Source organism: Vibrio sp. 14N.309.X.WAT.E.F5 (assembly GCF_030397615.1).
In the GTDB taxonomy this organism is placed as follows: Bacteria; Pseudomonadota; Gammaproteobacteria; order Enterobacterales; family Vibrionaceae; genus Vibrio; species Vibrio lentus.
On sequence record NZ_JAPNXR010000014.1, the window covers coordinates 79,926 to 101,515 of the forward strand.

General features: G+C 44.6%; 19 protein-coding genes and 2 tRNA genes. 18 read left to right on the forward strand and 3 right to left on the reverse strand.

Going from position 1 to position 21,590, the window contains the following annotated elements:
• Positions 1-274: 274 nt before the first annotated feature.
• A complete protein-coding gene (greA, locus tag OW495_RS15690; protein ID WP_017084249.1) occupies positions 275-748 on the forward strand; it encodes a transcription elongation factor GreA in 474 nt (157 codons plus the stop codon).
• A 125-nt stretch (positions 749-873) separates the two neighbouring features.
• Here the strand turns inward: greA and yhbY are convergent, their stop codons facing one another.
• A complete protein-coding gene (yhbY, locus tag OW495_RS15695; protein WP_004738252.1) occupies positions 874-1,170 on the reverse strand; it encodes a ribosome assembly RNA-binding protein YhbY in 297 nt (98 codons plus the stop codon).
• Positions 1,171-1,284: 114 nt separating this feature from the next.
• Here yhbY and rlmE point away from each other — a divergent pair, with 114 nt between their 5' ends.
• The 17 genes from rlmE (at position 1,285) to OW495_RS15780 (ending at position 19,577) form a co-directional block, all read left to right on the forward strand.
• Positions 1,285-1,914, forward strand: a complete 630-nt coding sequence (rlmE, locus tag OW495_RS15700) for a 23S rRNA (uridine(2552)-2'-O)-methyltransferase RlmE (RefSeq protein WP_017106934.1) — start codon at positions 1,285-1,287, stop codon at positions 1,912-1,914.
• Between the two features lie 107 nt (positions 1,915-2,021).
• Positions 2,022-3,992 carry an ATP-dependent zinc metalloprotease FtsH gene (ftsH, locus tag OW495_RS15705; protein WP_102513049.1) on the forward strand — a complete coding sequence of 657 codons (1,971 nt, stop codon included), beginning with the start codon at positions 2,022-2,024 and terminating at the stop codon, positions 3,990-3,992.
• Between the two features lie 89 nt (positions 3,993-4,081).
• Positions 4,082-4,912 carry a dihydropteroate synthase gene (gene folP / locus OW495_RS15710; RefSeq protein WP_102513050.1) on the forward strand — a complete coding sequence of 277 codons (831 nt, stop codon included), beginning with the start codon at positions 4,082-4,084 and terminating at the stop codon, positions 4,910-4,912.
• Between the two features lie 22 nt (positions 4,913-4,934).
• Positions 4,935-6,275, forward strand: coding sequence for a phosphoglucosamine mutase (gene glmM, locus OW495_RS15715; RefSeq protein WP_289887368.1), 1,341 nt, complete (start codon positions 4,935-4,937; stop codon positions 6,273-6,275).
• A gap of 278 nt (positions 6,276-6,553) precedes the next feature.
• Complete coding sequence (gene secG / locus OW495_RS15720) at positions 6,554-6,886, forward strand: preprotein translocase subunit SecG (RefSeq protein ID WP_029223252.1); 333 nt, start codon at positions 6,554-6,556, stop codon at positions 6,884-6,886.
• A 16-nt stretch (positions 6,887-6,902) separates the two neighbouring features.
• A tRNA-Leu gene (locus tag OW495_RS15725) sits at positions 6,903-6,987 on the forward strand.
• 53 nt (positions 6,988-7,040) lie between these two features.
• Positions 7,041-7,117 (forward strand) — tRNA-Met (locus tag OW495_RS15730).
• Positions 7,118-7,352: 235 nt separating this feature from the next.
• Positions 7,353-7,808, forward strand: coding sequence for a ribosome maturation factor RimP (gene rimP, locus OW495_RS15735; RefSeq protein ID WP_004734501.1), 456 nt, complete (start codon positions 7,353-7,355; stop codon positions 7,806-7,808).
• Positions 7,809-7,843: 35 nt separating this feature from the next.
• Positions 7,844-9,331, forward strand: coding sequence for a transcription termination factor NusA (gene nusA / locus OW495_RS15740; protein ID WP_065103003.1), 1,488 nt, complete (start codon positions 7,844-7,846; stop codon positions 9,329-9,331).
• Between the two features lie 22 nt (positions 9,332-9,353).
• Positions 9,354-12,044 carry a translation initiation factor IF-2 gene (gene infB, locus OW495_RS15745; protein ID WP_076672205.1) on the forward strand — a complete coding sequence of 897 codons (2,691 nt, stop codon included), beginning with the start codon at positions 9,354-9,356 and terminating at the stop codon, positions 12,042-12,044.
• Between the two features lie 134 nt (positions 12,045-12,178).
• The gene (rbfA, locus tag OW495_RS15750) at positions 12,179-12,592 is read left to right on the forward strand and encodes a 30S ribosome-binding factor RbfA (RefSeq protein WP_017106942.1); all 414 of its coding nucleotides are present in this window, start codon (positions 12,179-12,181) and stop codon (positions 12,590-12,592) included.
• The gene (gene truB / locus OW495_RS15755) at positions 12,592-13,545 is read left to right on the forward strand and encodes a tRNA pseudouridine(55) synthase TruB (protein ID WP_102513051.1); all 954 of its coding nucleotides are present in this window, start codon (positions 12,592-12,594) and stop codon (positions 13,543-13,545) included. The genes rbfA and truB overlap by 1 nt, the downstream gene beginning before the upstream one ends.
• Before the next feature lie 218 nt (positions 13,546-13,763).
• The gene (rpsO, locus tag OW495_RS15760) at positions 13,764-14,033 is read left to right on the forward strand and encodes a 30S ribosomal protein S15 (RefSeq protein ID WP_004734493.1); all 270 of its coding nucleotides are present in this window, start codon (positions 13,764-13,766) and stop codon (positions 14,031-14,033) included.
• A 379-nt stretch (positions 14,034-14,412) separates the two neighbouring features.
• Positions 14,413-16,533, forward strand: a complete 2,121-nt coding sequence (pnp, locus tag OW495_RS15765; protein ID WP_009847538.1) for a polyribonucleotide nucleotidyltransferase — start codon at positions 14,413-14,415, stop codon at positions 16,531-16,533.
• A gap of 124 nt (positions 16,534-16,657) precedes the next feature.
• Positions 16,658-17,581, forward strand: a complete 924-nt coding sequence (nlpI, locus tag OW495_RS15770) for a lipoprotein NlpI (protein WP_099165236.1) — start codon at positions 16,658-16,660, stop codon at positions 17,579-17,581.
• A 156-nt stretch (positions 17,582-17,737) separates the two neighbouring features.
• The gene (locus OW495_RS15775; RefSeq protein WP_029223253.1) at positions 17,738-18,145 is read left to right on the forward strand and encodes a MarR family transcriptional regulator; all 408 of its coding nucleotides are present in this window, start codon (positions 17,738-17,740) and stop codon (positions 18,143-18,145) included.
• 94 nt (positions 18,146-18,239) lie between these two features.
• Positions 18,240-19,577: an MATE family efflux transporter gene (locus OW495_RS15780; RefSeq protein ID WP_102513052.1), complete on the forward strand. Its 1,338-nt coding sequence runs from the start codon at positions 18,240-18,242 to the stop codon at positions 19,575-19,577.
• 85 nt (positions 19,578-19,662) lie between these two features.
• Here the strand turns inward: OW495_RS15780 and OW495_RS15785 are convergent, their stop codons facing one another.
• Together OW495_RS15785 and OW495_RS15790 are read right to left on the reverse strand one after the other, a co-directional pair.
• Complete coding sequence (locus tag OW495_RS15785; protein WP_198593171.1) at positions 19,663-20,541, reverse strand: U32 family peptidase; 879 nt, start codon at positions 20,539-20,541, stop codon at positions 19,663-19,665.
• Between the two features lie 18 nt (positions 20,542-20,559).
• A complete protein-coding gene (locus OW495_RS15790; protein ID WP_016784927.1) occupies positions 20,560-21,573 on the reverse strand; it encodes a peptidase U32 family protein in 1,014 nt (337 codons plus the stop codon).
• Positions 21,574-21,590: the final 17 nt, after the last annotated feature.

The window sequence follows — 21,590 nt, forward strand, 5'->3', positions numbered from 1 at the left end:
TTTATTTTTATAAAAGTGTGATCTGTGTTTATTTGCTTTGTTTTTTGTTTTTTTAGGTATTTATTGGGGGGTCTATTGGTTGGGGAAGTAATATTCATTTTTGTGATGTCTGTAATTTTGACCTAGATAAAGCTTTTATAATACAAAGTGGAATAAAGGTGATTTAGCCATCAAGTTTGTTTACACTAAGCCAAATCGTTTTGTTTCTATCACCCAATAACTATGTTGGGTGGATTTATGTTGGCCAAAGAAAGCTTTGGCATAGAGGTAAAAAATGGAAAAGGTTCCAATGACAGTGCGTGGCGCTCAGCAGCTACGTGACGAATTAGATCGCCTACTTAAGCTACGTCCTATTATTTCAGCAGCTATTGGTGAAGCACGTGAACTCGGTGACTTGAAAGAGAACGCTGAATATCACGCCGCTCGTGAAGAGCAGGGTATCTGTGAAGCTCAAATTCGAGATATCGAATACAAGCTATCACTAGCTCAGATCATCGACGTAACTCAAATGGATAACACAGGTAAGGTTATCTTTGGTACTACGGTTACTTTGATTGACGTAGATACTGATGAAGAGTTCCGTTACCAAATCGTTTCTGAAGATGAAGCTGAAATCAAAACGGGTCGCATTTCGGTGAAATCACCGATCGCTCGTGGTCTGATTGGTAAGATGGAAGGTGACGAGGTTATTATCTCTACACCTGGTGGCGATAAAGATTTCGAAATCGACAAAGTAGAATACATCTAATTGAATTTACTTTGGTTCTAATAAGTAAAAAGGTCGCTAATGCGACCTTTTTCGTTTCTCACGCTACACTAAAAGATAAGCACAGTGGCTTTCTGATTGCGGAGCTAGTTTGATGCCAAACTAACTTATTTGCGTGGAATCTCGATTTTACGTGCTTCAGACTGACGGAACAGTACAAGAACTTTACCGATAGTTTGTACTTTCTCAGCTTTAGTTTCACGTACAATTGCATCGATAATTAGTTGCTTAGTCTCACGGTCTTCTGATGCTACTTTAATCTTGATCAGTTCGTGGTGGTCTAGAGCTAATTCGATTTCCGCTAGAACAGCTTCAGTAAGTCCATTTGCGCCCATTAGCACTACAGGTTTTAAACTGTGAGCTAGGCCCTTTAGATGCTGCTTTTGTTTGGTACTTAGGTTCATTACGCGGCCAATTTTCTTTAGTATTAGGGTTGAAAAAACCTATTTTAACGCCATCTAATGCTGAAGACTATAATTTATTCAGCAATTAGTACTTTCCTCCAATTTAGGTATCCAATGAGTAAACAGAAACACTCGGCCAGTTCAGGTCGTTGGTTGAAGGAACACTTCGACGACAAGTACGCAAATGAGGCGAGAAAGAAAGGCTATCGTTCACGTGCTTATTTCAAAATGGAAGAGATTCAAGCGAAAGATAAATTGTTGTCTCCTGCGATGACTGTAGTGGATTTGGGCGCAGCTCCTGGCGGTTGGTCTCAATATGCTGCTAAGATTATTGGTGACAGTGGGCAAATCATTGCGTGTGATTTGTTACCTATGGACCCAATCGCTGGAGTGAGCTTTTTACAAGGTGATTTCCGCGAAGAAGCAGTATTGGAAGCGTTGTTAGATCGTATTCAACCTAATATGGTTGATGTGGTTATGTCTGACATGGCTCCTAACATTGCAGGAAATAACTCAGTAGACCAACCAAGAGCTATGTACTTGGTTGAATTAGCTTTGGATATGTGTCGACAAGTTCTAGCTACCAATGGTAGTTTTGTTGTTAAAGTATTCCAAGGCGAAGGGTTTGACCAATACGTTAAAGATGTCCGTGAGATGTTTAAGACGGTTAAGGTCAGAAAACCCGACTCTTCTCGAGCTCGTTCTCGTGAAGTGTTTATCGTAGCCACTGGTTACAAAGGTTAACGATTCTGTTCGATTTTGAACCGTTAACAATATAGCTACAGGTAACAAACTGTAGTACCCTACCTTTAATTACAATTAGTTATCGAGAGGCTGACACCTTGAGTGACATGGCAAAAAATTTAATTCTGTGGCTAGTTATCGCTGTAGTGCTTATGTCTGTATTCCAGAGCTTCGGCCCTGGTGAAAGTAATGGCAGAGCAGTTGATTACACCACGTTTGTACAGGAAGTTGGCCAAGGCCAGATTCAAGACGCACAGTTCAATAACAGTGAAATCTCTTTCACCCGTCGTGGTGGTGGTGCTAAGTATGTAACTTACATGCCTGTTTATGATCAGAAGCTACTTGATGACTTAATTAACCAAAACGTGAAAGTTCAGGGCACACCACCTGAAGAGCAGAGCCTGCTTGGCACTATCTTCATCTCTTGGTTCCCAATGATCTTACTGATTGGTGTGTGGATTTTCTTCATGCGTCAAATGCAAGGCGGCGGCGGCGGTAAAGGCGCAATGTCGTTTGGTAAGAGCAAAGCTCGAATGATGAGCGAAGAACAAATCAAAACGATGTTTGCTGATGTTGCTGGTTGTGACGAAGCAAAAGAAGACGTTAAAGAACTTGTTGACTACCTTCGCGACCCAAGTCGTTTCCAAAAGCTAGGTGGTAAGATCCCTACAGGTATCCTGTTAGTTGGTCCTCCTGGTACTGGTAAGACATTGCTTGCAAAAGCGATTGCGGGTGAAGCGAAAGTACCGTTCTTTACTATCTCTGGTTCTGACTTCGTAGAAATGTTCGTTGGTGTTGGTGCATCTCGTGTGCGTGACATGTTCGAACAAGCGAAGAAAGCCGCACCATGTATCATCTTTATCGATGAAATCGATGCAGTAGGTCGTCAACGTGGCGCTGGTGTTGGTGGTGGTCACGATGAACGTGAGCAAACACTGAACCAAATGCTGGTTGAGATGGATGGTTTCGAGGGTAACGAAGGTATTATCGTTATCGCTGCGACTAACCGTCCAGACGTACTTGACCCAGCACTACTTCGTCCTGGTCGTTTTGACCGTCAAGTTGTGGTTGGTCTGCCTGATGTACGCGGTCGTGAACAGATTCTTAAAGTACACATGCGTAAAGTTCCATTGTCAGGCGATGTTGAACCATCTCTGATTGCTCGTGGTACTCCAGGTTTCTCTGGTGCAGATCTTGCGAACCTTGTTAACGAAGCGGCTCTATTCGCTGCTCGCGGAAACAAACGCAATGTATCTATGGTTGAGTTTGAACTTGCGAAAGATAAGATCATGATGGGTGCAGAGCGCCGTTCAATGGTTATGTCTGAAGAAGTCAAAGAATCAACGGCTTATCACGAAGCGGGTCACGCGATTGTTGGTCGTTTGGTACCTGAACACGATCCAGTGTACAAAGTATCAATCATCCCTCGTGGTCGTGCACTTGGTGTGACTATGTATCTACCAGAGCAAGATCGCGTAAGCATGTCTCGCCAACATCTAGAGTCAATGATTTCTAGCTTGTACGGTGGTCGTCTTGCTGAAGAGCTTATCTACGGTAAAGATAATGTTTCGACTGGTGCGTCTAACGATATCGAACGTGCAACAGATATTGCTCGTAAGATGGTTACGCAATGGGGCTTCTCTGAGAAATTGGGTCCTCTTCTTTATGCTGAAGAAGAAGGCGAAGTTTTCCTAGGTCGCGGCATGAGCCAAGCGAAGCATGTTTCTGACGATACAACTCGACTTATCGATGAAGAAATTCGTATTCTTATCGACCGCAACTACGCTCGAGCTAAGCAAATCCTAGAAGATAATATGGATTTGATGCACTCGATGAAAGATGCGCTTATGAAGTACGAAACGATCGATGCAGGTCAGATTGATGACCTCATGGAACGTAAGACTGACATTCGTGAGCCAGCTGGTTGGGGTGATCAGGCAAAAGCGGAACCTGCAAAGGAAGAAACTAAGCCTGAAGCTGAGGAAAAATCTGAAGCTAAAGCCGAACCAAAAGCTGAAGAGTCGAAAGTTGAAGAAGCTAAATCTGAATCAGATGATGCCCAAAACAAAGATTCTTAATCGCTAAGCTATTAATTAAAACCCTGAGTACGCTCAGGGTTTTTCTGTTTATAGCGCAAAGTGTTTTAACCTTTTAAGACCTGCCTTCCATGATATTACAAGTAAACAACAAAACACTCCTTTTAGACCGTCCGCATGTGATGGGTATCCTCAATGTAACTCCCGACTCATTTTCTGATGGTGGTCAATTCAACTCATTAGAGAAAGCATTACAGCAAGCTGAACGCATGATCAAAGCTGGTGTCAGTATTATTGATATCGGTGGTGAATCTACCCGTCCGGGAGCGCCTGAAGTTACATTGGAAGATGAACTATCAAGGGTTATCCCCGCAATTAAAGCGATTCGAGCTAATTTTGATGTGTGGATTTCTATTGATACCAGCAAAGCGGAAGTGATGTGTCAAGCCGTTGAAGCGGGTGCTGACTTGATCAATGATGTGCGAGCTCTGCAAGAGCCGGGCGCTTTAGAAGCTGCCGCTCAAGCTCAGGTTCCAGTTTGTTTGATGCACATGAAAGGCCAGCCAAGAACCATGCAAGCTAACCCTACCTATGACGATGTTTTCACGGATGTTGAAGACTTTTTAAAAGAAAGGGTTGAGGCTTGTGAGTCCGTAGGTATACCTAAAGAGCAACTTATTTTAGATCCTGGCTTTGGCTTTGGTAAAACCATAGAGCATAATTACCACCTATTAGCGCACCTTGAAAAATTTCATACGCTTGGCTTGCCAATCTTAGCGGGTATCTCGAGAAAATCGATGATCTTTAAGCTGCTAGATAAATCACCAGCAGATTGCATGGTAGGAAGTGTTACTTGCGCCACCATTGCTGCGATGAAAGGTGCTCAAATTATTCGCGTTCACGATGTAGAAGATACATTGGAAGCGATGAAGATAATTGAAGTGATGAACAACAATCACTAAATAATAATTAAGGAAAATCAATATGTCTGATAAAAGACGTTACTTCGGAACAGATGGCGTACGTGGCAAAGTGGGTCAGTACCCAATTACACCTGATTTTGTTTTGAAGCTTGGCTGGGCTGCGGGTCGTGTTTTAGCAAAGCAGGGCACAAAGAAAGTGATTATCGGTAAAGATACTCGTATTTCTGGTTACATGCTTGAGTCTGCTTTAGAAGCTGGCTTAGCTGCAGCGGGCCTACAGGCAACGTTTACGGGGCCAATGCCGACACCGGCTGTTGCTTACCTAACACAAACTTTCCGTGCTGAGGCGGGGATTGTTATCTCTGCATCGCATAACCCATATTACGATAACGGTATTAAGTTCTTCTCTTCTGAAGGCACTAAGTTGTCAGACGAAATTGAGTTGGCTATCGAAGCTGAACTAGACAAAAATATCGAGTGCGTGGAATCTTCAGTACTAGGTAAAGCGGTACGCTTAAATGATGCCGCTGGTCGTTATATTGAATTTTGTAAAAGTACATTCCCACACAAAATGACATTAGCCGGAATGAAAATTGTGGTTGATTGCGCACACGGTGCTACTTACCACATCGCGCCTGCTGTGTTTAAAGAGTTGGGTGCTGAAGTCATTGCAATGGGCGTTGAGCCAAATGGTACCAACATTAACCATGAAGTGGGTGCGACGGATGTGCGTGCTCTACAAGCTAAAGTGGTTGAAGAGAAAGCAGCACTAGGCCTTGGCTTTGATGGTGACGGTGACCGTATCATTATGGTTGATGAGCTAGGCAACAAGGTTGATGGCGACCAAATCGCTTACATCATTGCTCGTGATGCGCTACGTCGTGGTGAACTAAAAGGCGGCGTTGTTGGTACATTGATGACGAACCTTGGTATGGAAAATGGACTTAAGCAATTAGGTATTCCATTTGTACGTGCTGCTGTAGGTGACCGTTATGTAATGGAGCAGCTTCTTGCTAAAGGTTGGAAGATTGGTGCAGAAAACTCTGGCCATGTGATTCTATTAGATAAAGTAACGACGGGTGATGCCATCGTTGCTGCACTGCAAGTATTGGCTTCAGTGGTTGATAGCGAAATGACACTGAATGAACTTTCTCAAGGTATGACGTTATACCCTCAGGTTCTAGAAAATGTTCGTTTCAGCGGCGACTCAAACCCATTAGAAGCAGAGGCGGTTAAAACGGCAGTTGTGGAAGTGGAAGCTGAACTTGGCGAGAAAGGCCGCGTATTGCTGCGTAAGTCAGGTACAGAGCCACTATTACGAGTGATGGTTGAAGGTGAAGATGCTGATCTTGTTCAGAAATCTGCACTTAAGATTGCTGATGCTGTAAAAGCGAATTGCTAGTTAAATAGTTTATCGCAATGGCGTGCATCATCATGCCCGTGATTAAGTTTGTTTAACTTGTGCCTTGATGAAAAGCGACACAAACGAGTTTTGTGTCGCTTTTGCCCTTTTTTTAACCACTCGCTTGTTAAAGGCTTATTTTTTAGCAAATTCCCCTTGTCAGTCATCGTCGCATTCGCTAGTATTGCTCGGCCTTCAGTTAGGAGGTCGCTAGCCTTGTTCTTGAAAATAGTTTTTTGAACGGCGCTGGCTCAACAATTAGGAACATAGGTGGAAAAATGTTTACAGTTCTACTTGTGATTTACCTGTTGGCAGCGCTTGGTGTAATTGGCCTAGTGTTGATTCAACAAGGTAAAGGCGCAGATATGGGAGCCTCATTCGGTGCTGGCGCTTCAAACACTGTGTTTGGTGCTGGTGGCTCAGGAAATTTCCTTACCCGAATGACTGCAATTTTTGCAACTACATTTTTTATCCTTAGCTTAGTGCTTGGTAATATGTCTACACATAAAACTGAGTCACAATGGATTAACCCGACTGAAGGTCAGGTAATTCAGCAAGCTGAAGATGCAGTGAGTGAAGTTCCGGCGCAAGGCGACGAGATTCCACAATAATCTGCAAAGATTTGATGCCGAGATGGTGAAATTGGTAGACACGCTAGCATGAGGTGCTAGTGCCTTAGGGTGTGAGGGTTCGAGTCCCTCTCTCGGCACCATGTTTACAAACTTGTAAAACATCTTGTTGGGCGTATAATGCTCACAAGTCGGACGCGGGATGGAGCAGTTTGGTAGCTCGTCGGGCTCATAACCCGAAGGTCGTCGGTTCAAATCCGGCTCCCGCAACCAATTTCAATGCTATTATATAGCATGTATTGGTAGCAAGTTTGCACAGTGTGAACCTCACTGTGAGTTAAGTGTAATATCAAATATGATGGCACTTAACATATAAGGGTCCAGCAACAAAAACCCCGGCTTATACGGGGTTTTTTGTTATCTAAGCATTTGTAAATGCAATTTAGATAATGTTTGCTTGGAATTTAAATTGGGCTTTGAGCCCTTTTTTTGTTTCTGGAGTGGTTAAATGACTGGTTTAGAAAGACAACTTACTGAAATGCTTGACGCTCCAGTAGCAGCATCAGGTTATGAGTTAGTTGGATTAGAATTTATTCGTGCTGGTGAGCACTCAACGCTACGTATTTACATCGATTCACCAAATGGTATCAATGTAGACGATTGCTCTGAAGTTAGTCACCAAGTAAGTGCCGTAATGGACGTTGAAGATCCAATTTCAGTGGCTTATAACCTTGAAGTTTCTTCACCAGGTTTAGAGAGACCACTGTTCAAAGCAGAGCATTACCAACAATTTATTGGTCACGAGGTAAGCATCGTTTTGAAAATGGCTGTCGGCAACCGTCGTAAATGGAAAGGTGATATCCAATCTATTGAAGGCGAGACAGTAAAAGTATTGGTTGAAGGACAAGAAGAAGAATTCGTCCTGAGCAATATTGCGAAAGCTAACCTGATCCCTAAATTTTAGTTCTCCTAGAGAGATGAGCTTAAGAGGCTAGATTAATGAACAAAGAAATTTTGGCGGTAGTAGAAGCTGTTTCTAATGAGAAAGCAGTTCCTCGTGAGCGTATTTTTGAAGCGCTTGAAATCGCGCTTGCAACGGCAACAAAAAAGAAAAGCGAACTAGAAATCGAAGTTCGTGTTGAAATTGACCGTAAAACGGGTAATTTCGAAACTTTCCGCCGTTGGGAAGCTGTTGAGGAAGTTGAATTCCCAACAAAAGAAATCTCTATTGAAGCTGCGAAGTACGATGACCCAGAGATCGAACTTGGCGGTTTCATTGAAGATGACATCGAATCAGTAACGTTTGACCGTATTACGACTCAAACGGCTAAGCAAGTTATCGTACAGAAAGTACGTGAAGCTGAACGTGCTCAAATCGTTGAGCAGTTCATCGATAACGAAGGTGAGCTAGTTACTGGTGTTGTTAAGAAAGTAAACCGTGACACTATTATCCTAGACCTAGGTAGCAACGCTGAAGCGGTAATCCTTCGTGATGACCAGCTTCCTCGTGAAAACTTCCGTCCAGGTGACCGTGTTCGTGGTCTTCTATACGCAGTTAAGCCAGAAGCTCGCGGCTTCCAGTTGTTCATTACTCGCTCTAAGCCTGAAATGCTAGCTGAACTATTCCGCGTTGAAGTGCCTGAGATTGGCGAAGAACTAATTGAACTTAAAGGTGCTGCACGTGACGCTGGTTCTCGTGCTAAAATCGCTGTTAAAACAAACGACAAACGTATTGACCCTGTTGGTGCGTGTGTTGGTATGCGTGGTGCACGTGTACAAGCTGTTTCTAACGACCTTGGCGGTGAGCGTATCGATATCGTGCTTTGGGACGATAACCCGGCGCAATTCGTAATCAACGCAATGGCTCCTGCTGATGTGGCTTCTATCATCGTTGATGAAGATACACATTCAATGGACATCGCGGTTGAAGCTGACAACCTAGCGCAAGCTATCGGTCGTAGCGGTCAAAACGTACGTCTAGCATCTCAACTAACTGGTTGGGAACTGAACGTAATGACTGTTGAAGATCTTCAGAAGAAGCACCAAGAAGAAGCCGTTGCTTCAATTGAAAACTTCATGAAGCACCTAGACATCGAAGAAGACTTTGCTCAAATGCTTGTTGAAGAAGGTTTCTCTACGCTTGAAGAAGTAGCATACGTTCCTGTAAACGAGCTTCTTGAAGTGGACGGTCTAGACGAAGGTATCGTCGAAGAACTACGTAACCGCGCAAAAGACGCACTGACTACTCTAGCGCTAGCGAAAGAAGAAACTTTCGACGGTGTTGAGCCTGCTGAAGACCTACTTGCACTTGAAGGTCTTGAGCGTGAAATGGCTTACAAGCTAGCTGCAAAAGGCGTTGCTACATTGGAAGACCTAGCTGACCAAGGCGTTGATGAACTAGAAGGCATCGAAGACCTAACTGCAGAACGTGCGGGCGAGCTGATTATGGCTGCGCGTAACATCTGTTGGTTCGGCGACGAAGAATAATTCAGCAAGGAGAGAGAGCGGTATGACACAATTAACAGTTAAAGCACTGAGTGAAGAGATTGGTACGCCAGTTGACCGCTTAATTGAACAACTTGCTGATGCAGGCATGAAGAAAGCAGGGTCGGATCAAGTGACTGATTCAGAGAAGCAAACATTGCTAACGCACCTTAAAAAGGAGCACGGCGATACTTCAGGTGAAACAGAACCGACTCGTTTAACTCTTCAACGCAAGACCCGCAGCACGCTAAGTGTTGCCGCTGGAGGCGGTAAGAGTAAGGATGTTCAAGTAGAGGTACGTAAAAAACGTACTTACGTGAAGCGCAGCGCTATTGAAGATGAAGCGAAACGTGAGGCTGAGGATGCAGCTAATCGTGAAGCGGAAGAGAAAGCACAACGCGATGCTGAAGAGCAAGCGAAACGTGATGCTGCAGAGAAAGCACAGCGCGAAGCCGAAGCAAAAGTAACACGTGAAGCGGATGCAAAACGTGAAGCTGAAGAGAAGGCTCAACGCGCACAAGCTGATAAGGCTAAAAAAGACATGAATTCAAAAAATGCAGACGCTAACGCACAAGCGAAAAAAGAAGCGGATGAACTAAAAGCTCGTCAAGAGCAAGAAGCAACTCGTAAAGCAGAAGCTGAAGCAGCTAAGCTTGTTGAAGAAGCTCGTAAGTTAGCAGAAGAAAACCAAGAACGTTGGTCTGAAGAAGAGAAGAAGAAGAAAGAGCAAGAGAAATCTGCGGATTACCATGTGACTACTTCTACTTATGCTCGTGAAGCAGAAGATGCGGCTGATAAAAAAGATGAGAAAGCTCCTCGTCGTCGCAAGAAGAAACCTGCTCCAGCAGCTCAACCTGGCAACAACCGTGGTGGTCGTAACCAACGTGGTCGTGGCGGTAAAGGTAAGCTAGCTAAACCAACTTCAATGCAACAAGGCTTCGATAAGTCAGCAACTGTTGCTAAATCTGATGTTGCTATCGGCGAAACTATCGTTGTTTCTGAACTGGCTAGCAAAATGTCAGTTAAAGCAACTGAAGTTATCAAAGTGATGATGAAGATGGGCGCTATGGCGACTATCAACCAAGTGATCGACCAAGAAACAGCACAACTTGTTGCTGAAGAAATGGGCCACAAGGTTATCCTTCGCAAAGAAAACGAATTAGAAGAAGCAGTGCTAGCTGACCGTGATAGCGATGCTATCGCAGAAGGTCGTGCTCCTGTTGTTACTATCATGGGTCACGTTGACCACGGTAAAACTTCTACACTTGATTACATTCGTAAAGCACACGTTGCTTCTGGCGAAGCTGGCGGTATCACGCAGCACATTGGTGCTTACCACGTAGATACTGACAACGGCATGATCACGTTCCTTGATACTCCTGGACACGCGGCGTTTACCGCTATGCGTGCTCGTGGTGCTCAAGCGACAGATATCGTTGTACTTGTAGTTGCAGCAGACGATGGCGTAATGCCACAAACAATCGAAGCAATCCAGCACGCGAAAGCGGCAGGCGTTCCTCTGATTGTTGCTGTGAACAAGATCGACAAAGAGGGTGCAAACCCAGACAACGTTAAGAATGAGCTAGCTCAATACGACGTTATCCCTGAAGAATGGGGCGGTGAGAACATCTTCGTTCACATCTCTGCAAAACAGGGTACAAACATCGATGGTCTTCTAGAAGCTATCCTTCTTCAGTCTGAAGTTCTTGAGCTTACAGCGGTTAAAGAAGGCATGGCATCTGGTGTTGTTGTTGAATCTCGTCTTGATAAAGGTCGTGGTCCAGTTGCAACAGTACTAGTACAGTCTGGTACTCTAAACAAAGGCGACATTGTTCTTTGTGGTCAAGAGTACGGCCGTGTTCGTGCAATGCGTGATGAAAACGGTAAAGACATCGAAACTGCAGGTCCATCTATCCCTGTAGAAATTCTAGGTCTTTCAGGCGTTCCTGCTTCAGGTGATGAAGCAACGGTTGTACGTGATGAGCGTAAAGCGCGTGAAGTTGCAAACTACCGTCAAGGTAAATTCCGTGATGTTAAACTAGCTCGCCAACAAAAAGCGAAACTAGAGAACATGTTCGCGAACATGACGGCTGGTGAAGTTGCTGAACTTAACGTTGTACTTAAAGCTGACGTTCAAGGTTCTGTTGAAGCGATTGCTGACTCTCTACTGAAACTGTCAACTGACGAAGTTAAAGTGAACATCGTAGGTTCTGGTGTTGGTGGTATTACTGAAACTGATGCAACGCTTGCAGCAGCTTCTAACGCTATCATCCTTGGTTTCAACGTACGTGCTGACGCAACTGCGCGTGGTACTGTTCAGAATGAAAACCTAGATCTACGTTACTACTCAATCATTTACCAACTGATCGACGAAGTTAAACAGGCAATGGGCGGTATGCTTGCTCCTGAATTCCGTCAAGAGATCATTGGTCTTGCTCAAGTTCGTGACGTATTTAAGTCGCCTAAACTTGGTGCAATCGCTGGTTGTATCGTTACTGAAGGTACTATTAAGCGTAGCAACCCAATCCGCGTACTTCGCGAAAACGTTGTTATCTACGAAGGTGAACTAGAGTCACTTCGTCGCTTTAAAGATGACGTTCAAGAAGTTAAAAATGGTTACGAGTGTGGTATCGGCGTTAAGAACTACAACGACGTTCGCGTTGGTGACCAGATCGAAGTATTCGAAATTGTTGAAGTTAAACGTACTCTAGACTAATCAGTCTGTACGACTCGACATATTGACTAAGGTTACTAACATTACTAGTAAAGGTAATAAGTAATCGGTTGTTGAATACACCATGGGGGGCTGGTAATTACCAAGCCCCCCATCTTTCTAAGTGAGAAAAGAAAATGTCAAAAGAATTTAGCCGCACACAACGTGTGTCTCAGCAGCTTCAAAAAGAGCTAGCACTTATCCTACAACGTGAAGTTCGTGACTCACGCATTGGTATGGTAACTATTTCAGATGTAGAAGTGTCTCGTGACCTTGCTTACGCAAAAGTGTTCGTGACTTTCCTATGTATCGGTGAGCAAACACCTGAATCATGTCTTGCTGCTCTTAAAGAGCATGAAGTGCCAGTTCGTATGGCTCTTGGTAAGCGTATTCGTCACCGTCTAACGCCTGAAGTTCGTTTTACTTACGACAACACTTTGGTTGAAGGCATGCGTATGTCTAACCTAGTAAGCGAAGTATTGAATGACGACAAGCGTAAGCAAGAAGAAGCAGGCCGTACTGAGGATACTCAGTCTAAGGACGAAGAGTAATGGCTCGCCGTCGTAAAGGTCGCCCTATAAACGGGGTAATTCTGTTAGATAAGCCGACAGGTATTTCATCTAATGATGCACTGCAAAAAGTAAAACGTATTTACTTTGCAGAGAAAGCAGGGCACACCGGTGCTCTGGATCCTCTTGCGACTGGCATGCTGCCAATTTGTCTTGGTGAAGCAACGAAGTTTTCTCAGTTTCTATTAGATTCTGATAAGCGCTACGTTGTTATCGCGAAGCTTGGTGAGCGTACCAATACCTCAGACTCTGATGGTGAAGTGGTTGAAACGCGTGATATCAACGTGACTCAAGAGCAACTTGAACGCTGCATTGCAAGTTTCAAAGGTGAAACCGACCAGATTCCATCAATGTTTTCAGCATTGAAGTATCAAGGTAAGCCTTTGTATGAATACGCACGTGCAGGTATCGAGGTTCCTCGTGAGTCTCGCAAGATCACTGTGTATTCTATTGAGCTACTTCGCTTTGAAGGCGATGAAGTTGAGATGGAAGTGCATTGTTCTAAAGGCACGTACATCCGTACGATCACCGACGATCTTGGTGAGATGCTAGGTTGTGGTGCTCACGTGACAATGCTTCGTCGTACTGGTGTTGCAAAGTACCCGTATGAACGCATGGTTACCTTGGAACAGCTGAACGAAATTCTAGAGCAAGCACAAGCGCAAGAAATTGCACCTAAAGAGTTGCTTGATCCATTGCTAATGCCAATGGACACGGCTGTAGAAGATTTACCTGAAGTTAACTTGAATGCGGAACTGACTGATCTTGTTCAGCACGGTATGCCCGTTCAAGTCGCAGGCGCTCCTGCTGAAGGTACCGTTCGCATGACAAGCGGTGAAGAGAAGCTGTTTGTTGGCGTTGCTCAGATTGGCGAAGATGGCCGAGTTGCACCGAAGCGTTTAGTTGTTTTCAGAGATGAAGAGCCACAAGCGTAGCGCTTACACAGAGTCGGATCTTAGCGCTGAGTCGTGAAAGGCGAGTAAATAATATAGAAAGCGAGCCCTTAATTTTAATGGTTCGCTTTTTTCGTTTTTCATCAGTTCGATTGTTATTGCACCAACTCGTAAACTTCCCTATAATCCTCGGCTCGCGTAGCGGCTGAATCAGAGATTGGCTGCTACAAATATAAACTTACTCTTATCAGGAGAGATTTATGTCTCTGAATGCAGAAACTAAAGCAGCAATCGTTGCAGAATACGCACAATCTGAAGGCGACACAGGTTCACCAGAAGTACAAGTAGCACTACTTACTGCTTCTATCAACCACCTACAAGGTCACTTCAAAGCGCACAAACACGATCACCACAGCCGTCGTGGTCTATTACGTATGGTTTCTAGCCGTCGTAAGCTTCTTGATTACTTGAAAGGCAAAAACCTTACTCGTTACCAAGACCTAATCAAGCGTCTAGGCCTACGTCGCTAATAGCGATGTCTGCAAAGACAGTTTGAAGAAAAGGAGCATTTATGCTCCTTTTTTTGTGCCTGTAAGAAAATGTTTGGCCGGATGCACAGAATATCATCTGGCTTTTTCTGATAGGAAATATCTCTCCTAATAAAAATAGTTTATACTACGCCCGCCTACGCGTTTTCGACGCTGGGCAATCAACCTCTCAAGACGTTACAGTCACAGATGTCGGCCAATAGGTCGCGACTATTCAAAGGCGGATTTGGTCTTAATTCGGCGTATGAACTCATACAAAGAAGCATCATTCCCAAGTCTCTTTTCACTAGTCGCGATTGGTAATATCTTGAGTCAATCTTCACTTAATCTAAAGTCATGACTTTAGAGCTAAGGATATACAATGTTTGAAAAACCAGTTGTAAAATCGTTCCAGTACGGTAACCACACCGTTACTCTAGAAACGGGCGTAATGGCACGTCAAGCTACTGCTGCTGTAATGGCGACTATGGACGATACATCAGTATTCGTTTCTGTTGTTGCTAAGAAAGAAGCTGTTGCAGGCCAAGATTTCTTCCCTCTAACAGTTAACTACCAAGAGCGTACATACGCTGCGGGTAAAATCCCTGGTGGTTTCTTCAAGCGTGAAGGTCGTCCTTCTGAAGGCGAAACGCTAACAGCTCGTCTGATTGACCGTCCAATTCGTCCACTTTTCCCAAGTGCGTTTAAAAACGAAGTTCAAGTTATCGCTACGGTTGTTTCTATCAACCCTGACGTAAACCCAGACATGATCACTATGATCGCAACGTCTGCTGCGCTTGCTATCTCTGGTGCTCCATTCAATGGTCCTATCGGTGCTGCACGTGTTGGTCACATCGACGGCGAACTTGTTCTTAACCCATCAAATACTGAGCTTGAAAACTCTAAACTAGACCTAGTTGTGTCTGGTACAGAAGGCGCAGTACTAATGGTTGAATCTGAAGCAGATAACCTATCTGAAGAAGAAATGCTTTCAGCTGTTGTTTACGGTCACGACCAACAACAAGTTGTAATCAAAGCGATCAACGAATTTGCAGCTGAAGTTGCAACTCCATCTTGGAACTGGGAAGCGCCAGCAGTTAACACTGAGCTTAAAGCTAAAGTTGCTGAGCAAGCTGAAACTCGTCTATCTGACGCGTACCAGATCACTGAGAAAATGGCTCGTTACGAGCAAGTTGGCGCAATCAAGAACGACACTGTTGAAGCTCTAATTGCACAAGACGAAAACCTAGATGAGCGCGAAATCCGCGGCATGCTTGGTTCTCTAGAGAAAAACGTAGTACGTAGCCGCATCATTGCTGGCAACCCACGTATCGATGGCCGTGAAAAAGACATGGTTCGTGCGCTAGACGTACGTACTGGTGTTCTTCCACGTACACACGGTTCTTCTCTATTCACTCGTGGTGAAACTCAAGCACTTGTTACTGCAACGCTTGGTACACAACGTGATGCACAAATCATCGACAGCCTAATGGGTGAGAAGAAAGACAACTTCCTTCTACACTACAACTTCCCTCCATACTGTGTAGGTGAGACTGGTTTCGTTGGTTCTCCTAAGCGTCGTGAAATTGGTCACGGTAAGCTTGCTAAACGTGGTATCCAAGCAGTAATGCCTTCTGTTGACGAATTCCCATACACAGTTCGTGTTGTATCGGAAATCACAGAATCTAACGGTTCTTCTTCAATGGCTTCTGTATGTGGTACATCTCTAGCACTTATGGATGCTGGTGTTCCAATCAAAGCTTCTGTTGCGGGTATCGCAATGGGTCTTGTTAAAGAAGGCGACGATTTCGTTGTTCTTTCTGACATCCTTGGCGACGAAGATCACCTAGGTGACATGGACTTTAAAGTAGCAGGTACTAACGCTGGTATTACTGCACTTCAAATGGACATCAAGATCGAAGGTATCACTAAAGAGATCATGCAAATTGCACTTAACCAAGCGCAAGGTGCACGTAAGCACATCCTTTCTGTAATGGATGAAGCTATCTCTGGTGCTCGTGAAGATATCTCTGAATTCGCTCCACGTATCCACACAATGAAAATCAGCTCTGATAAGATCAAAGATGTTATCGGTAAAGGCGGCGCAGTTATCCGTGCTCTTTGTGAAGAAACGGGTACTACAATCGAAATCGAAGACGATGGCACAATCAAGATTGCTGCTACTGAAGGCGCAGCTGCTAAAGAAGCTATCCGCCGTATCGAAGAGATCACTGCTGAAGTTGAAGTTGGCCGCATTTACCAAGGTAAAGTTGCTCGTCTAGCTGACTTCGGTGCATTCGTTACTATCCTTCCAGGTAAAGATGGTCTAGTACACATCTCTCAAATCGCTGACAAGCGTGTTGAGAAAGTGTCTGACTACCTAACTGAAGGTCAAGAAGTTCCTGTTAAGGTTCTTGAAATTGACCGTCAAGGCCGTGTACGTCTAAGCATGAAAGAAGCAGTTGAAACGCCAGCTGAAGGCGAAGCACCTGCTGCTGAGTAATTCTTAGCCTATTAATGGGATTATCGCTTTTTAGTGATTTCTAACCCATTGGTAAAAAAGCATGTTATAAAGGGGAGCATATCGCTCCCCTTTTTTATTGCGGTCATAACAGGAGTAATTATTTGTGAAATGGTTTCAAACCGCGAGTATGTGTTTACTGCTTGTACTAACTGGTTGTGCGACAACATCAGATAACACCTCACGTTGGGTTTATCCACCAATGGCTGTGCCGCTTCAACCAAGTGTTCAGCAAGAAGTGCAAATAGCGCGCCTTAGTCAGTTATTACAGCGCCCAGACTTGAACGATGAAGTTCGAGCTAAAATGTTGTTCGAGCGTGGTAACTACTACGACAGCGTTGGCCTGCGTGATTTAGCACGTCTTGATTTCAATCAGTCTCTTTCATTGAACCCCGCTCAACCTGATATCTTCAACCTTTTGGGTGTTTACTTTACGCAAGTAGGGGAGTTTGATGCCGCTTATGAATCTTTTGATTCGACGTTAGAGCTTGATCCTGCAAACTCATATGCAGAACGAAATCGCTCTATAGCACTCTACTATGGCGAGCGCTATGACTTAGCCAATGAAGAGATGATGAAGCACTACGCCGATGATCCTAGCGATCCGTTCCGCGCTCTGTGGCTTTACATCATTCAGCATGAACTCACGCCAGAACAAGCGAAGCTTGATTTGCAAAAGCGTTACGAGAGCCGTGACGAACAGTGGGGCTGGGTATTAGTTGCGATCATGCTTGACGATATTACTGAAGAGCAGGCGTTCAAAGCTATCCTGACAGGGACTCGTGACAACACGCTCCTAGCTCAACGCCTGACTGAAACGTATTTCTACCTTGCTAAGCGTTACCACATGAATGGTGATTACGCGAATGCTATCTCTTTGTACAAATTAGCGGTTTCTTTTAACGTGTATGAATACGTAGAACACCGTTACTCTTTCTTAGAGTTAAGCCGTATTTTTAGTACGCTTAAGGCTGAACATTTAGCGCAAGCTAAGTTGGCCGCTGCCGAAGAAGAAGCTAACGCTAAGTAAGCGATACATTTTGATTCCGAAAAGCCGCTGCCTGTCAGCGGTTTTTTTATGCTCCTTTTTTATAAAAGTGGGGCTCGTTTTTGATTGCTTTTTATTTAAACAACATTAAAATAGTTAGCCTTGCTAACTAAATGTAAATTCTGTGGTTGGAAATCTATGCTGGATCAGAATCTAGAAAAAATTGAACGCTTTGCTTCTAAGATATGGCGCACTCAAGTGAATGAAGATCCTATCTGCCAACTGAGCTTCAATGAGTACGATTATTTGAAGGTCATTCAAGCTTCACCAGAGCCTATTCGGCTAACAGATCTTGCTATTGAGATGCAGGTGACAAAACCTTCAGCCACGACTATGGTTCAAAGGCTAGAAAGAAAAGGACTCGTAGAACGCCAAGCCTCGCTTGAGGATGCACGCTCTAAATTGGTCATTTTAACCAAGAAAGCTGAAATTGGTTTGCAAGAAGAGAGCAAGATTTATCAGGTGATGGCACAAACGCTTGAGAGCCGTTTATCTGAGCAAGAATCCCAACTGTTGAATCAACTGTTAGATAAAGCGTTGAAGTAATTAGTTTAAATATTTAGTTAGTCTTGTTAACTAATTTTTAGAGTCGTATCTCATTTTAGTGCGGCTCAATAGATGAAAGAAAGTAGAGTAAGAAATGAGTAACTCAATTAGTCGTCAATTCTGGCGATACACAATTCCTACCGTAGCGGCTATGTTGGTGAACGGCCTTTACCAAGTGGTAGATGGCATTTTTATTGGCCGTTATGTCGGTGCTGATGGACTTGCGGGTATTAACGTCGCGTGGCCTGTTATTGGTTCGATTCTCGGCATTGGTATGCTAGTGGGCGTGGGTACGGGTGCTCTTGTCTCGATTCGCCAAGGTGAAAAAGACACCAAAGGTGCTAAGCAGATCTTAGCTACGGGTCTAACCTTGTTGTTGGCGATAACGCCAATTGTCTCTGGATTGTTGTTTCTGTTCGTTGATAACTTTCTGCTTTGGCAAGGTGCAGAAGGTCGAGTGTATGAGCTTGGCCTGCAATACTTACATATCCTAATTGGTGCAAGTGTCTTTACCTTAGGCTCTATTGCGATGCCATTTTTGCTGCGTAACGATGACAGTCCGAACTTAGCGACCATACTGATGATTGTTGGTGCGGTGATCAATATTATATTGGATTACCTGTTTATCGCTCAGTTTGGTTGGGAGTTAAAGGGGGCTGCATTGGCAACTGCAATGGCTCAGTTTGTGGTAACAGGTCTGGGTCTGGCTTACTTCTTTTCACGTCGAGCAAACTTGCGTTTACGTTGGAATGAACTGAGATTGAAGTTATCGGTAATTCCTGAAATCTTCGCTATCGGTACATCAAGCTTCTTTATGTATGCGTATGGTTCGATGATGGTGGCGCTGCACAATGCCTTGTTCTCTCAATATGGCGACCAGTTGATGATTGGTGCTTACGCTATTTTGGGCTACATCGTGACGGTTTATTACCTCACAGCGGAAGGCATCGCAAATGGTATGCAGCCTTTAGTGAGTTACAACCATGGTGCTCGCAATCAAGCGAATATTCGTAAGTTACTGAAGATTGCGATGGTGAGCTCTGTCTTGATTGGTGTGGCGTTTGTGTTGTTGCTGAACGCGTTCCCACGTGAGTTTGTTTCCGTCTTTAACTCGGATGAACCTCAGCTAGTTGAGTACACTGTGTTAGGTATTCGACTACACATGTTTGCATTGGCGCTTGATGGTTTCTTAGTGGTAGCGGGTGCTTACTATCAAGCGGTGAACAAGGGCAGTAAGGCGATGTTTGTGACGATAGGTAACATGCTTATCCAACTGCCTTTCTTGTACATTATGCCTAAGTTGTACGGTGTGCCGGGGATCTGGATAGCGTATCCATTGTCCAATATCGCGTTAAGCGTAGTTGTTATGATTATGCTCTACAAAGACGTAAAGAAGCTCGATGCTGCGCCGCTGGAAGCAGCGACGGCGTAGGTCGTTTTTATTGAGCTGAATGAAAAAGGTCTAGCGAATGCTAGACCTTTTTTGTATCTGTTACTGATTGATTCAACGAGAGGAGTTAGATGTTCTTAACTTCTAAACCTGCAAGTTGGTGCCAGTATCCGTTGCATTGACGGCTTTCAATGGTCATTGGCTTTTGACCATGCTCATTGGCTCTGAAGTTGTTGATCTCAGAGAAGGTATCGATACCTAACGGGCTCAAACGAACCACGTCGACCAAGTCATGCATGCTCGGCAGGTCATTGACTAGGTTATAGCAGTAACCCGATTGGGTTTGGATACCGTTAAGGTTAAAAACCGACTGACCTTCTTGGCTATCGACTTGGAGACCTGTAGGGTATTTGATGCAGCAGGTTTCGCAATCGTCTTTGGCTTTGTTTTCAGCGCGAGCGGTAAAGCAGCGTGCTGAGTAAGCAAGAGGCAAGTAGCCATGGCTAAACACTTCGACTTCGAACTTATTACGAATATTAAGCTCTTCGCATTGTGTCATTACGTTGCTCAGCCATTCACGAGAAAGCTCTACAGGCATACACCAGCGCGTCATACCTTGCTTCAAAAATAGGTTCAGCGTGCGTGCATTGTAGGTGTTAACCGCAGGGCCAACCACGAACGGTACTTTGCTTTCGCTGGCTAATTGAATGGCCGATACGTCGTTGGCTTCAATCGCAAAGTCACCATTGTCGATGTACTTCTTCATGATGTTGACTTCGCTTGGCGCTTCCAACAACGCCATCGTTGATAGCACCACTTGCTTACCTGAAGCAGACAGCTCTTTGGCAATGTCCATCCAGTGTTTGGCTTTCATCTCACGACGCTTTGAACACACGGCTTCACCAAGGTAGATGATGTCGGCAGAGCTAGACTTTGCTTGCTCATAGAAGCTTTCAACGTCTTGTTTTGGCCAAAAGTAGAGTAGAGGGCCTAATGCGTATTTCATTGAGTTCTCCATTTGGCGCTATTGCCATTTGCGGTGGTAAGCACCAAGAGTGGTTTGTGTGCCTTCAGATACATTCGCCAGTGTCGCATTCCAAGCTTGTTCTACTTGGTATTGTTCTGGATTCGCTAAGTAGCGATCAATGGCCGCACGCCACGTACGAGTCACTTGTTCTACATAAGCTGGGCTACGCTGACGACCTTCAATCTTCACTGAAGCAACATTTGCTGCGAATAGCTCTGGCAACATGGATAGTGTATTAAGGCTAGTTGGCTCTTCAAGTGCATGGTAGCGCTTGCGTTCACCATCGATGTCCGCTTCAAAGCGACCCTTACACAGTGTTGGGTAGCCCGCGTTTTCGCCTGCTACGTACTTATCAATCAAGATTTCATTCAAGCGCGACTCTAGGCCAGTTTCTGTTTCTTGCCAGCGAACATATTTCGCCGGAGAACAAGCGCCCACCGTGTTAGGGGATTCACCGGTCATGTATGAAGATAGGTAGCAACGGCCTTCAGCCATGATGCACAAACTACCGAAAGCGAATACTTCAAGGTCAACGTCAGAGGTGATGTTACGAGAAAGCTGTTTGACCTGATGAATCGACAATACGCGCGGCAATACCACACGCTTTACATTGAAGTTCTTGTGGTAGAAGTCGATCGCAGCTGCATTGGTCGCAGAAGCTTGTACTGATAGGTGCAGTTCTAGATCTGGGTATTTATTTGCTGCGTATTCAAGAACCGCAATATCCGCGATGATCAGCGCATCAACACCCAGTGCTGCCGCGTTGTCTACGGCATTGGTCCAACGTTCGAAGCCATTTGGGTGAGCAAAAGTGTTTAAGGCAACGTGAATTTTCTTGTTGCGGTCATGCACGTACTGCACGGCACGATCGAGCTTTTTACCCGCAAAGTTTAGGCCTGCAAAGTGTCGGGCATTGGTATCGTCTTTGAATCCGATATAGACAGCATCCGCACCGCAATCAATGGCGGTTTTCAAAGCAGGTAAGTTACCCGCTGGGCATAAGAGTTCCATTTGCTCACTACCAGTAG

Bases quoted from the DNA above. Each gene is read 5' to 3' on its own strand.
- greA (WP_017084249.1), top strand. From the start codon at position 275: ATGGAAAAGGTTCCAATGACAGTGCGTGGCGCTCAGCAGCTACGTGAC.
- yhbY (WP_004738252.1), bottom strand. From the start codon at position 1,170: ATGAACCTAAGTACCAAACAAAAGCAGCATCTAAAGGGCCTAGCTCAC.
- rlmE (WP_017106934.1), top strand. From the start codon at position 1,285: ATGAGTAAACAGAAACACTCGGCCAGTTCAGGTCGTTGGTTGAAGGAA.
- ftsH (WP_102513049.1), top strand. From the start codon at position 2,022: ATGGCAAAAAATTTAATTCTGTGGCTAGTTATCGCTGTAGTGCTTATG.
- folP (WP_102513050.1), top strand. From the start codon at position 4,082: ATGATATTACAAGTAAACAACAAAACACTCCTTTTAGACCGTCCGCAT.
- glmM (WP_289887368.1), top strand. From the start codon at position 4,935: ATGTCTGATAAAAGACGTTACTTCGGAACAGATGGCGTACGTGGCAAA.
- secG (WP_029223252.1), top strand. From the start codon at position 6,554: ATGTTTACAGTTCTACTTGTGATTTACCTGTTGGCAGCGCTTGGTGTA.
- rimP (WP_004734501.1), top strand. From the start codon at position 7,353: ATGACTGGTTTAGAAAGACAACTTACTGAAATGCTTGACGCTCCAGTA.
- nusA (WP_065103003.1), top strand. From the start codon at position 7,844: ATGAACAAAGAAATTTTGGCGGTAGTAGAAGCTGTTTCTAATGAGAAA.
- infB (WP_076672205.1), top strand. From the start codon at position 9,354: ATGACACAATTAACAGTTAAAGCACTGAGTGAAGAGATTGGTACGCCA.
- rbfA (WP_017106942.1), top strand. From the start codon at position 12,179: ATGTCAAAAGAATTTAGCCGCACACAACGTGTGTCTCAGCAGCTTCAA.
- truB (WP_102513051.1), top strand. From the start codon at position 12,592: ATGGCTCGCCGTCGTAAAGGTCGCCCTATAAACGGGGTAATTCTGTTA.
- rpsO (WP_004734493.1), top strand. From the start codon at position 13,764: ATGTCTCTGAATGCAGAAACTAAAGCAGCAATCGTTGCAGAATACGCA.
- pnp (WP_009847538.1), top strand. From the start codon at position 14,413: ATGTTTGAAAAACCAGTTGTAAAATCGTTCCAGTACGGTAACCACACC.
- OW495_RS15775 (WP_029223253.1), top strand. From the start codon at position 17,738: ATGCTGGATCAGAATCTAGAAAAAATTGAACGCTTTGCTTCTAAGATA.
- OW495_RS15780 (WP_102513052.1), top strand. From the start codon at position 18,240: ATGAGTAACTCAATTAGTCGTCAATTCTGGCGATACACAATTCCTACC.
- OW495_RS15785 (WP_198593171.1), bottom strand. From the start codon at position 20,541: ATGAAATACGCATTAGGCCCTCTACTCTACTTTTGGCCAAAACAAGAC.
- OW495_RS15790 (WP_016784927.1), bottom strand. From the start codon at position 21,573: ATGGAACTCTTATGCCCAGCGGGTAACTTACCTGCTTTGAAAACCGCC.